This window comes from Pontibacterium sp. (assembly GCF_964228735.1).
Taxonomy (GTDB): Bacteria; Pseudomonadota; Gammaproteobacteria; order Pseudomonadales; family Balneatricaceae; genus Pontibacterium.
This window is the reverse complement of record NZ_CAXRBQ010000168.1, coordinates 1-11,449: the sequence shown is the minus strand read 5'-3', so window position 1 is coordinate 11,449 and position 11,449 is coordinate 1. Positions and strand designations below refer to the sequence as shown.

Genomic DNA, 11,449 nt, shown 5'->3' with positions numbered 1-11,449 from the left:
TCTGCTGGACGATACCTTTCCCCATCACAACTACCTGATGGAACCACAGTTTGATCACTACCTGAGTCATGGTGATCTGTGGGACTTTCTCTATCTGCGCTCGCTGGACGACCCGGAGCGGGTATTCCTGCCACTGACGCTTGAGATCGGCTCATGGCTGTGGGTGAAGAAGAACCCGCGCCAGATGATCAGCTTCAGCGGTTTGTTTAATCCACTAGTACCCCATCGTCGTCAGCGTGCGTTGAGGCGCCACCAGATGTTGCTGGAATTTTTAATGCATGCGACCCGCTCAGCCCCTGCCTGGCTGCCAGAAGGCAAGCGTCGTACTCATCAACAGCTCAAAGCGATAAAGGCCTGGTATGACTGACAGGGCAGGTAACTGGATTCTGATGCGAGGGCTGACACGGGAGTGCCGGCACTGGGGTGGCTTTACCGAACTGCTGGCCCAGTCCCTGCCACACAGCTCAATTCAGTGTATCGATCTGCCCGGCAACGGTGCGCTGTGTAACGAAAGTAGCCCGGATGAAATTGCCGATATTACCGATCGGGTGCGGGCTCAGAGCGGGGAGAACAGTGATGTTCACCTGCTTGGGCTGTCGATGGGGGGAATGGTCGCCTGTGACTGGGCGTTGCGTTATCCCGAAGAGGTGCAGGGGGTGGTGTTGATCAACAGCAGCCTGGCTGACCTCAGCCCGGTCTGGCAGCGCATACGCTGGCAGGTGTGGTGGTCGGTGTTATGCGCTTTTCTGGCACCCAGGGAGCGGCGGGAAAGCATGATCTACCGCCTCACCTGCAATGTGCGAGAGGATCACGAGTCCACGCTACAGCAGTGGTTGCGCTACCAAAGAGAGTGCCCGGTGCGGCGGCGGAATTTCCTTTATCAACTCCGGGCGGCAGCCCATTACCATCTACCGGTCAGCGGCAATCAGCTCACCCAGGAAGCGTTGATTCTGGCCTCAGCCGGGGATCATCTGGTCGACCCGGTGTGTTCAGAACACCTGGCATCAGCTTTTGGCAATCGGGTGCACCTGCACCCCGATGCTGGGCATGATCTGACCCATGACGACCCGATCTGGGTGGTGGAGCAGATCACCGAGTGGCTGGGCCAGACCGCTGAATCACCGCTGCCACTTTCTGCGCAGCGTTAAAACTGCTCAAAGCGATGTAACGACCGCATAAATTCCGCTAAGGTAATGGGGATTCACATTCTGACAGGGTTGGTCTGGTCATGCTGATACGTGCTATTTGTCTCAGCTTGGTAGCATTGATTGCTGCCTGTTCATCGGTACAGCAAACGCCGCGGGTGCTTAACAGCGCGCGTCCCAATACGGGGGTAGCGGTGATGGCACTGACCAAATCCGGCTTTGATCCCTGGCAGGTCAGTTACTCGTTTGAGCAGGTTGACGGTGACTATCGCGGCAAGCTTGAGATCGAATCCGAGATGGATGGCCGTATCCTCAGCGATTATGCCCAGTTGCAGGGCAACCTGAAAATGGTTGAGCTACCGGCGGGGGACTATCGCATAACCGGATGGGAGTTGCGTCGCTGGATGACGGTTCGCCGCTCGACTGTCCCTCTGAATATCCGTTTCCGGGTCTATCCCAAAAAATATACTTATGCTGGTGAGCTGAACCTGGATACCGGTAATGCCCGTATTCTCGAAGTGGGCAGTGCTAGGGTGAGTTTACAGGTAAAGGCAGGCGCCGAGCGGGATATCCAGCATATCCAGAGAAATTATCCCGACGTAGATTTCCGTCATTTTCGAATCCGGCAGATGGAGTTTCGTATACCTGCGGCTTCCGTGCAGTAGTTAGTAGGCGTTAAAAAGGGCCATCTCAACATGGCCCTTTTTACTCGGAAGGTATTTCCGTTTGTGCGTCTTATTCAAAGACTCAGTGTGTAGTTCGTATTACCTATGCTGCGAGCGGGTCGTCGTGGAAGATATGAACTGATTCGATCAGTGCCTTAGGGCAATGTCCGCGAATCATGTGATGGAATTCCGGCAAGCGTTCTGCAGGTACATCAATCATCATTACAATCTGTCCGTCATCCAGTGCATGTTCGTATTTTTCGATCAGTGCGTTTGGTGTGTCTTCGCCAATCATCTTGCCCAGCCAGCCACCAAATCCGATGCCTAACAGGCTCAGGGTCAACAACGTACCACCGCCCAGTACCAGCCCAAACGGCGCGGTACCCAAAACGGCCAGTCCGGCAATGACACCAATGGTACCGCCACTCACCATGCCCCAGTCCATATCGGACTCAAGCTCGGAGGTTTCCATCTCGGTTGCTTCGTGGATGTTGGCGTCTTGCAGCATCTGATGATCTTTAGCCACAACATGCATTTTTTCGTCCGGAATATCCATTTTCCGCAGGTCCTCAACGACGTTCTGCGCCTGCTCCAGTGTTGGCGCGAGGAATACCAAGCGTTTCATCCCTCACCTCCACTTTCTGTTGCGAGTTGATTTTATCCTTACGAAAGTAACCAAAGTATAGTCCAGCCGCTGGAGCGCGGGAGAAACGGCGTAAGTGGGTGTTTACATGCTGAAGACGAATTGCTTGGTGAACAGCTGGGGTTAATGCAAGAATGTTCGTTTGATTGGAAATGGAAACACCATTTGGCGTTAACAAGGATCTCTGAAATGAACATTGAGCTGGTAAACAAAGATAAAGGGGAAGATGTGGCCAAGCTGGCCGTATGTCTGCTGAACGAGATAATCGAGCGCGTGGGTATGCAGGCGTTTGATGTGGACGAGAACAAAGCCGTCCGACTCTGTGAAGACTTTATCGCAGACCGACGTTACCGTGTGCTCGCTGCATTTGATGATGATCGAATTGTGTCTTTTGGTGCGCTTTGTGAAAGTCACTCCCTGTACGCTGAGGGCAGCTTCGGTATCTTGCAAGAGTTCTATGTGGAGCCTGAATACCGAAGTCAGAACCTTGGGCAGAGGATGATTGAGGCGATGGTTGAATATGGGAAAGGGCAGGGCTGGACGCGATTGGAGTTGTGTACACCGCCATTACCAGCGTTTGATCGTACCGTTAGCTTTTATGAGAGTAACGGCTTTGAGATCACTGGCGGCTACAAGATGAAGCGCGTATTGGCCTGAACGTCTGCGCTGAGTGAACTTTCTTAGAGACAAAAAAATACCCGCCGAAGCGGGTATTTTTTATGGCGCAGGAGGCTTAGCCTTCCAGTGCCTTTTTGATACGGCTTAGGGCGTCTTCCAGTACGTCCAGGCTGGTCGCGAAAGACAGACGCATGTTACCCGGTGCACCGAATGCGGAACCTGGTACCAGGGCTACACCCGCTTCGTTCAGCAGGAACTCAGCCAGGGCGATGTCGTCTTCGAAGCGGTCATCGTTATCGATGATCTGCTGGAAGCTTGGGAATGCGTAGAAAGTACCGTCAGCAGGGATACACTCAACACCTTCGATAGCGTTCAGAGTTTTAACCACGTAGTCGTGACGCTCTTTGAACGCTGTAACCATCTCTGCAACGCAATCCTGGGATGCTTCCAGTGCAGCCTGCGCACCAACCTGTGAGATCGAGGTTGGGTTGGAGGTGCTCTGAGACTGGATCTTCTTCATTGCGCCGATCAGCTTCTGCGGGCCCGCCGCGTAGCCGATACGCCAGCCAGTCATGGAGTACGCCTTGGATACACCGTTCAGCACGATGGTACGGTCGTACAGTTCCGGGCATGCCATCAGGATGTTGCAGAATGGCTCTTCGGTGAACAGGATGTGCTCGTACATGTCGTCAGTGGCAACCAGTACGTTCGGGTGTTTCTTCAGTACTTCACCCAGTGCAACGAGCTCTTCGCGGGTGTACGCAACGCCGGTTGGGTTGGATGGGCTGTTCAGCACAACCAGTTTGGTCTTGTCGGTGATCGCCGCTTCCAGCTGCTCAGCGGTCATCTTGAAGCGCTGTTCCTGGGTGGTGGTCACGATCACAGGTACTGCGTCAGCGATCTTCACCATGTCCGGGTAAGACACCCAGTACGGTGCAGGTACGATCACTTCGTCGCCTTCGTTCAGCAGCGCCAGGGACAGGTTGAAGAAGCTCTGCTTACCGCCGCAGGAAACCAGAATCTGGTTTGGTGCGTAAGACAGGTCGTTGTCACGCTTCAGTTTTTCAATAATTGCATTCTTCAGGGCTGGAGTGCCGTCAACGGCCGTGTACTTGGTGAAGCCGTTCTGCAGCGCTTCAATAGCAGCCGCTTTAATGTGTTCAGGGGTGTCGAAATCAGGTTCGCCAGCACCCAGGCCAATAATGTTCTTGCCTGCCGCGCGCAGTTCCGCTGCACGGTTAGTTACCGCCAGCGTAGGGGATGGTTTGATGTTGTTGACGCGGTCTGAAAGTTGAACGTCCAATCCTAAAATCCTCTTGAGAGTTCCCGTGTTTTGTAGGGGAGCCGCTGAAGTATAGTTAATGCAATTTCTTTCGTCTGGCCGCACATAGTTATCGGCTAGGGGCGTACGATCCTGACGTTAAAAATAACCGCAAAATTATACAGAATAAGCGTTGCGTCGTGTAAGTGTTCAGTGGAGAAAAATAGCACTTTGTCGCAAATAAAGGGGAATGTGTTCCAAAAAGAAACTTTGGTGTGTTTAGGAGATCTTTGGATGCACTGTATGTGGGCACACAGTGTTCTGTTTTTTAAGGGAATAAGACGCGTTTTCACCCCAGCACATGTTGTTTGAAGGGGGTATAATGTCCGGCTGGTTCAGATTGAGTAGAGACGATGAAAGAGCGCTTTAAGGTTCACTCCAGTTTTCAACCTGCAGGTGATCAGCCAACAGCCATTGCCGGGCTGGTGGATGGTATCGAGTCGGGCTTGGCAGCCCAGACACTGCTGGGGGTAACCGGCTCCGGTAAGACCTTTACCGTGGCCAACGTGATCGCCCAGGTGCAGCGTCCGACCATCATCATGGCGCACAACAAAACCCTGGCCGCGCAGCTGTACGGCGAGTTCCGTGAGTTCTTCCCGGACAACGCGGTAGAGTACTTCGTCTCCTACTACGACTACTACCAGCCAGAAGCCTATGTGGCGGCATCCGATACCTTTATCGAGAAAGATGCCTCCATCAATGACCATATTGAGCAGATGCGTCTCTCTGCGACGAAGGCGTTGCTGGAGCGTGATGATGCAATCATCGTCGCCACTGTATCGGCGATCTACGGTCTGGGTGATCCGCAACAGTACCTGGGCATGATGCTGCATATCGACCGCGGCGACATGATCGACCAACGTGCCATCCTGCGCCGACTGGCCGAACTGCAGTACACCCGCAACGATATCGAACTGCACCGCGGTACCTACCGGGTACGTGGTGATGTGATCGACGTGTTCCCGGCGGAATCCGAGAAGGAAGCGTTGCGTATCGAGCTGTTTGACGATGAAGTGGAACAGCTCAGCTACTTTGATCCGTTGACCGGCGAAGTGCTGAAGAAGGTGCCACGTGCCACCGTGTATCCGAAATCCCACTATGTAACCCCACGCGAAACGCTGGTGGCTGCTGTGGATAAGATCAAGGATGAGCTGCATGGGCGTCTTAAGCAGCTGCGTGACAACAACAAGCTGGTGGAAGCACAACGTCTGGAACAGCGTACCCTGTACGATATGGAGATGATCATGGAGCTGGGATACTGTTCCGGCATCGAGAACTACTCCCGCTACCTGTCTGGCCGCAATGCCGGCGAAGCCCCACCAACATTGTTCGACTACCTGCCGGACAATGCGCTGCTGGTGATCGACGAATCCCATGTGACTGTGCCGCAGATCGGCGCCATGTACCGCGGTGACCGTAGCCGAAAGGAAACGTTGGTGGAGTACGGTTTCCGCCTGCCGTCTGCATTGGATAACCGTCCGATGAAGTTCGAAGAGTGGGAAGAAAACTCTCCACAGATGATCTTTGTATCGGCAACACCCAGCAAGTACGAGGCGGCAAACCAGCAGCAGGTGGTAGAGCAGGTGGTACGCCCAACCGGTCTGGTTGACCCGGTGGTGGAGATTCGCCCAGCAACCACGCAGGTGGATGACCTGTTATCCGAGATAAATAAGGTGGTTGCCAACAAAGAGCGTGTGGTGGTGACCGTTCTGACCAAACGGATGGCGGAAGACCTGACAGAATACCTGGATGAGCACGGTGTGAAAGTGCGTTACCGGCACTCCGATATCGATACGGTCGAGCGTGTGGAGATCATCCGCGACCTGCGTACCGGTGAGTTTGATGTGCTGGTGGGGATCAACTTGCTGCGTGAAGGTATCGATATGCCGGAAGTGGCGTTGGTAGCGATTCTGGACGCAGATAAGGAAGGTTTTCTGCGTTCCGATACCTCCATGATCCAGACCATCGGCCGTGCGGCACGTAACGTGAATGGGCGCGCCATTCTGTATGCAGATAAGGTGACGGGCTCCATGCAGCGAGCGATCGACGAGACCGAACGCCGTCGTCAGAAACAGCTGGCCCACAACGAAGAGCATGGCATCGTACCGAAAGGCATCAAGAAGTCTGTTGCCGATATTATGGAAGGCGCTTCAACTATCCCTGGCCGCAAGGCGGCTAAGGCCGCGAAGAAAGTGGCTGACAAGGCGGGTGATTATGAGGTTGATCCGCAAACCATGAATCCGGCGCAGCAGGCGAAGCTGATGACGGAGCTGGAAGACAAGATGTATGAAGCGGCCAAGAACCTGGAGTTCGAACTGGCGGCTCACTACCGCGATCAGTTGGAGAAACTGAAGCACGGCGGTTGATCACTGCAGGTATACAGTTGCGGTGATAACGCTGACTGAGATTAAATGCGAAAGCGCTACATTGTTAGGGAGAATTAGGGTGTTGCGAGTTTGGGTGTTGTTACTGGCGCTTACGACGTCATTCAGTAGTGTCGCTGCCGAAAGCATAGGACGTGTCATCCTCAGCCTTGGCGATAACAAGGCTTACAATCTGCGTGGTCTGTCACGCGACCTCAAGCGGGATGATCTGGTCTACGAGAAAGAGCGTCTGGTGACCGGTGTGCGCGGCCGATTGCATATCCGCTTTAACGATGGCTCCAGCATCAATATGAAACCGGAATCCAGCCTGCAGTTGTCCCGCTACCAGTTCGAAGAGAAAAAGCCGGAGCAGGGCCAGGCCGTATTTCAGCTGATGCGCGGTGGTCTGCGCACCATCAGTGGCAAGATCGGCAAGTCCAACCCGGATAACTACCGCTTCCAGACGGTGCTGGCGACCATCGGTATCCGTGGTACCGAATATGAGGTGTATGTGTGTGATCGCTGCTGCGCTGAGAAATACGATGTGACCGAAGGGGTCGCAGGTGGCGTGGACGAGGGCGGTATCCATGTGAACACCGCTGTGGGTAAAGCAGACCTGAATCCGGGGCTGTTCTTTGAACTGGCACGTGGTGCGAGTGGCCTGAATATCTCCGACGTGCGTCCGGCGATGCTGGCGATTGGTGACGAGAAACCCTACGTGAAACCGCAGCCTGTGAAAACACCAGAACCGGCGGTTATGCCAGCCGAGCAATCTGTGGAGGAGCGGTGCTCGGGCTTAACGGATTTTGGTGAGTTAGACGCTGAAATGGAAGAGATCTGGGGAATCTGTGGTAACCAGGCAACCGGCGGTTCCTGAGTCCGATCTTTCCAAGCCTCACAAACAAAAAAGCTGGTCAGCGTATGCGAACCAGCTTTTTTGTGTCTTTGAATCCGTGTGCCTTAAGCGCGGCTGAGCAATTCCAGCAGGCCTTTCTTACCGTTTGGATCTTTAACCGTGATCAGCTCGCCATCTTTCGGGAAGAGCTTGTCACGCAAGCGAGAGAGCCAGAAGCGTAGTGCCGCGACTTTTTGCATCTCGTGCAGCCATTTGTGCTCCTCCTCATTGAGGGTGCGTACAGCCTGATAGCTGGAGAGCAGGGCGCTAGCCTTCTCGCGGTTGTAGGTCTGGGTTGGCTCGTCATAACACCAGGCGTTCAGTGTTACCGCCAGATCGTACAGATAAGGTGCGGAGCAGGCATGATAGAAGTCGATCAGACCGGCCAGGGCGTCACCATTGAACAGGGCATTGTCCGGGAACAGGTCCGCATGGATCGGGCCGGTCGGCAGGTTGGTCCATGGCAGCATACCCGCATCCATCACCGCTTCCTGCAACAGCTGCTTATCGGCGTCCTCCAGTTTTGGCAAAACACGGGCGCTGACTTCGCTGCACCACTGATACAGGTGGGTGTATTCGTCTGCCGCCAGTTGAGACGCGGCCTGATGACTGTGTGCCAGGGTGTCGCCGATAACAGCGCATTGTGTCAGGTTTGGCGTGTCCAATGGGCCGCCGTTGAGGCGACGCATAAAGACGGCAGGTCGATCGTTCAGGCAGCCAAACAGCTCGCCCTGGTTGTTCAGGATCGGTTGGGCAACGTCGAGCTGGCATTCTGCGAGGTGGGCAACAAATCCCAGAATAAAGGGCAGTTTGTCGGCAGAGACGGACTCGACCAGCGTCAGGACATACTCACCTTCACTGGTCGTAACAAAGTAGTTGGTGTTTTCCACACCGGCTTCGATCCCCTGAAAGCTGACCAGCGTACCGATGCTGTACTGCTCCAGATAGGTTTCCAGTTGAGAGGGTTCAACTACCGTATAGATCGACATAAATTTCCTTAGGTATTCGCGGTCCGTTTCAGCCGTTGGCTGCCTGGTCTTCTGTTGCTGTTTCCGGGTGGTGCTGACTCAGCCATTGCCACAGGCGCTCGGCGCAGTGGTCACGCACCAGGATGTCGTACTCGCGCTGATCGCACGGTTGCATGATGGTGACACCCTCTTCAGCAAGGCGTTTTACGCTGTCGTCGCCGGTGCTGTCATCGCACTGCTGCAGTGTATTGATGGCAGCATCGGACAGGCGCGCATGTACCAGATCACCTTCTGCTTTCAGCGCCAGGTCAGAACCGAATGTATCCTGCAGTGCCTGGGATACTGACAGATGACTGCCCGGTGGCGGTAGGACCAGCCAGCGGGTTTGATCCAGCCACAGAATCGCCAGAGAACCGACGTGGGAAATACGGCTGACCGTCAGTGGCTGAGCCACATCCATCACTTCACCCACCGCAATCAGCAGGGAGAGGTTGTCCGGATCAATATCCAGGTTCAGTTCGCCGATAAACGGGCGCTCGCGCATCATGATGGATGCGACTTCGGCGTTGTTATCGGTCTGGATTGCCAGGTTGATGTGGACCAGTCGGCTGGTGATGCTTTCTACCGTTCCCATGTTACTCCCCTCCGGCAAAGCCAACCGGCTCGCCGCTTGCCTGCATATCCGCGTGGTAGGAAGAGCGCACCATCGGGCCGCTGGCCACGTTAGTGAAGCCAAGCTCCATGCCGATGGTTTCGTACTCTTTAAACTCCTCTGGTGTTACGTAGCGTTCTACTGCCAGGTGGTGTTTAGTCGGTTGCAGGTACTGGCCGATGGTCAGCATATCCACTCCGTTGGCACGCAGGTCTTTCATCACGGTGATGATTTCGTCTTTTGTCTCACCCAGACCAACCATCAGGCCAGATTTGGTAACCACCTCCGGGTGGAGGCGTTTGTATTGATACAGCAGGTTGAGGGACCAGTGGTAATCGGCACCCGGACGCACGGAATCGTACAGGCGAGGTACGGTTTCCAGGTTGTGGTTCAGTACATCAGGTACGTCATCGGAAAGTGCCTCCAGGGCAGCGTCCAGCTTACCCCGGAAATCAGGCACCAGGATCTCCACGGTCAGGTTTTCATTGAGGGCACGTGCTTCGCGTACAACCTCAGCAAAATGACCCGCGCCACCGTCACGCAGATCGTCACGATCCACGGAAGTGATAACCGCATAACGCAGGTTCAGCTTTTGAATAGACTCAGCAACGTGGCGTGGCTCATCTTTATCCAGCGCCATCGGACGACCGTGGGCGACATCGCAGAAAGGACAGCGACGTGTACAGATAGCACCCATGATCATGAACGTTGCAGTGCGCTTGCTGAAACACTCGGCCAGGTTAGGGCAGGAGGCTTCTTCGCACACGGTGTGAAGCTTGAGGTCACGCAGCTGCTTCTTCACTTTGTGAACGTTGCCGTTGCTGCGTGGATCGATACGAATCCACTCGGGTTTGCGCAGTCGTTTCCGGTTTGGGTCCGGCTTATGGCGCAACTTCGCCATTTTTGACTCGCCTTTAAGTTCAGTTAAAGGAATCATTTCCATTACGTCACCTCCCGGGTGGCTTCTTATTGTTATAAGGAAAAGGCTGATAATCAGCCTTTCCTATATGTTGCAATTGATCATGATTGGCGGGTGAAGATTGCAGCCTAGGTTATACAGGGCAGGGCGGAGCGCTTCATGCTTGTTTGCGACGCTCCATGGTGCGTTTCCGAATCCTGCCCGATAAGGGCTGCAATGAGCAGCCCTCTCCGCCAGCGGGCAGGGATTAACCGCGGTAGTAACGCTGCTCGATGAACGGCATGCGGGATACAGTCATAGGCAGCTTCTTGCCACGTACTTCTGCGAATACCACAGTTTCCAGCGCGCTGAAGGCAGTTTCTACGTATGCCATTGCTACCGGCTTGCCTACGGTCGGGCCAAAGGTACCGCTGGTCACAACGCCGATCTTGTTGTCGTCAGCGTCGAACAGTTCAGTGCCTTCACGTACAGGTGCACGACCTTCGCCCAGCAGGCCAACACGCTTGCGGGTCCAGTCTTTGTTTGCGATCTGACCCAGGATCTTCTCTTCACCCGGGAAGCCGCCCGCGCGCTCACCGTCAGCACGACGGCACTTGGAGATCGCCCAGATCAGGCTGCCTTCCAGAGGCGTGGTGGTAGTGTCGATGTCGTTGCCGTACAGGCACAGACCGGATTCCAGACGCAGGGAGTCACGTGCACCCAGGCCGATCGCTTCGATTTCCGGCTGTTCCAGGAACAGGCGGCACAGGCGATCTGCATCAGCAGTTGGGATAGAGATTTCGAAACCGTCTTCACCGGTGTAGCCAGAACGGGATACGAAGCAGTCAACGCCGTCGATCTTCATCTGACGGGAATCCATGAACACCATGTCAGCGACTTCTGGTGCCAGACGTGCGATTGCAGCTGCAGCGGTTGGGCCCTGAACAGCAACCAGAGCGCGGTCGTCCAGGACTTCCAATTCTACGCCTTCACCCAGGTTAGCCTGCATGTGTGCGATGTCCTGGTCTTTGCATGCTGCGTTGACAACAACGTAGATCCAGTCGCCGTAGTTGGTCACCATCAGGTCGTCCATGATGCCACCGTCTTCGCTGGTGAACAGCGCGTAACGCTGTTTGCCCGCCGGCAGGTCGATGATGTCCACTGGTACCAGTTTTTCCAGTGCTGCCGCAGCGTTTGCACCGGTCAGCTTAACCTGACCCATATGGGAAACATCAAACAGGCCCGCTTGGTCACGGGTGTGCAAGTGCTCCTTCTTTACGC

The 11,449-nt window shown here is 54.8% G+C and carries 11 protein-coding genes and 1 pseudogene; 6 read left to right on the top strand and 6 right to left on the bottom strand.

Annotated elements, in window-relative coordinates; translation table 11 throughout:
• The 3 genes and pseudogenes from ACEQ15_RS18225 to ACEQ15_RS18215 form a co-directional block, all read left to right on the top strand.
• Positions 1-367 (top strand): annotated as a pseudogene (locus ACEQ15_RS18225) (zinc carboxypeptidase); the annotation flags it as partial.
• A complete protein-coding gene (locus ACEQ15_RS18220; protein WP_370280686.1) occupies positions 360-1,148 on the top strand; it encodes an alpha/beta fold hydrolase in 789 nt (262 codons plus the stop codon). The pseudogene ACEQ15_RS18225 and the gene ACEQ15_RS18220, both read left to right, overlap by 8 nt.
• A 194-nt stretch (positions 1,149-1,342) precedes the next feature.
• Positions 1,343-1,810: a hypothetical protein gene (locus ACEQ15_RS18215; RefSeq protein WP_370280685.1), complete on the top strand. Its 468-nt coding sequence runs from the start codon at positions 1,343-1,345 to the stop codon at positions 1,808-1,810.
• 103 nt (positions 1,811-1,913) lie between these two features.
• On the opposite strand, the gene ACEQ15_RS18210 is transcribed toward ACEQ15_RS18215, so the two are convergent.
• Entirely contained in the window at positions 1,914-2,435 is a 522-nt protein-coding gene (locus tag ACEQ15_RS18210; protein ID WP_370280684.1) for a hypothetical protein, read from the bottom strand.
• Positions 2,436-2,642: 207 nt separating this feature from the next.
• On the opposite strand from ACEQ15_RS18210, the gene ACEQ15_RS18205 reads away from it, so the two are divergent.
• Positions 2,643-3,110, top strand: a complete 468-nt coding sequence (locus tag ACEQ15_RS18205; protein ID WP_370280683.1) for a GNAT family N-acetyltransferase — start codon at positions 2,643-2,645, stop codon at positions 3,108-3,110.
• Between the two features lie 76 nt (positions 3,111-3,186).
• Here the strand turns inward: ACEQ15_RS18205 and ACEQ15_RS18200 are convergent, their stop codons facing one another.
• Positions 3,187-4,374, bottom strand: coding sequence for a pyridoxal phosphate-dependent aminotransferase (locus ACEQ15_RS18200; RefSeq protein ID WP_370280682.1), 1,188 nt, complete (start codon positions 4,372-4,374; stop codon positions 3,187-3,189).
• Positions 4,375-4,745: 371 nt separating this feature from the next.
• Between ACEQ15_RS18200 and uvrB the strand changes: the two genes are divergently transcribed.
• Both uvrB and ACEQ15_RS18190 read left to right on the top strand, forming a co-directional pair.
• Positions 4,746-6,758, top strand: a complete 2,013-nt coding sequence (gene uvrB / locus ACEQ15_RS18195; RefSeq protein WP_370280681.1) for an excinuclease ABC subunit UvrB — start codon at positions 4,746-4,748, stop codon at positions 6,756-6,758.
• A gap of 79 nt (positions 6,759-6,837) precedes the next feature.
• Positions 6,838-7,632: a FecR domain-containing protein gene (locus ACEQ15_RS18190; RefSeq protein WP_370280680.1), complete on the top strand. Its 795-nt coding sequence runs from the start codon at positions 6,838-6,840 to the stop codon at positions 7,630-7,632.
• An 83-nt stretch (positions 7,633-7,715) separates the two neighbouring features.
• On the opposite strand, the gene ACEQ15_RS18185 is transcribed toward ACEQ15_RS18190, so the two are convergent.
• The 4 genes from ACEQ15_RS18185 to gcvT form a co-directional block, all read right to left on the bottom strand.
• Complete coding sequence (locus ACEQ15_RS18185; protein WP_370280679.1) at positions 7,716-8,639, bottom strand: homoserine kinase; 924 nt, start codon at positions 8,637-8,639, stop codon at positions 7,716-7,718.
• 28 nt (positions 8,640-8,667) lie between these two features.
• Entirely contained in the window at positions 8,668-9,252 is a 585-nt protein-coding gene (locus ACEQ15_RS18180; RefSeq protein ID WP_370280678.1) for a hypothetical protein, read from the bottom strand.
• Position 9,253: 1 nt separating this feature from the next.
• Complete coding sequence (gene lipA, locus ACEQ15_RS18175; RefSeq protein ID WP_370280677.1) at positions 9,254-10,213, bottom strand: lipoyl synthase; 960 nt, start codon at positions 10,211-10,213, stop codon at positions 9,254-9,256.
• A 223-nt stretch (positions 10,214-10,436) separates the two neighbouring features.
• On the bottom strand, positions 10,437-11,449 hold a 1,013-nt coding region (gcvT, locus tag ACEQ15_RS18170; protein WP_370280676.1), incomplete at its 5' end, for a glycine cleavage system aminomethyltransferase GcvT.

Excerpts from the sequence above, each read along its gene's own strand:
- ACEQ15_RS18220 (WP_370280686.1), top strand. The coding sequence starts at position 360 with ATGACTGACAGGGCAGGTAACTGGATTCTGATGCGAGGGCTGACACGG.
- ACEQ15_RS18215 (WP_370280685.1), top strand. The coding sequence starts at position 1,343 with ATGGCACTGACCAAATCCGGCTTTGATCCCTGGCAGGTCAGTTACTCG.
- ACEQ15_RS18210 (WP_370280684.1), bottom strand. The coding sequence starts at position 2,435 with ATGAAACGCTTGGTATTCCTCGCGCCAACACTGGAGCAGGCGCAGAAC.
- ACEQ15_RS18205 (WP_370280683.1), top strand. The coding sequence starts at position 2,643 with ATGAACATTGAGCTGGTAAACAAAGATAAAGGGGAAGATGTGGCCAAG.
- uvrB (WP_370280681.1), top strand. The coding sequence starts at position 4,746 with ATGAAAGAGCGCTTTAAGGTTCACTCCAGTTTTCAACCTGCAGGTGAT.
- ACEQ15_RS18185 (WP_370280679.1), bottom strand. The coding sequence starts at position 8,639 with ATGTCGATCTATACGGTAGTTGAACCCTCTCAACTGGAAACCTATCTG.
- ACEQ15_RS18180 (WP_370280678.1), bottom strand. The coding sequence starts at position 9,252 with ATGGGAACGGTAGAAAGCATCACCAGCCGACTGGTCCACATCAACCTG.
- lipA (WP_370280677.1), bottom strand. The coding sequence starts at position 10,213 with ATGGAAATGATTCCTTTAACTGAACTTAAAGGCGAGTCAAAAATGGCG.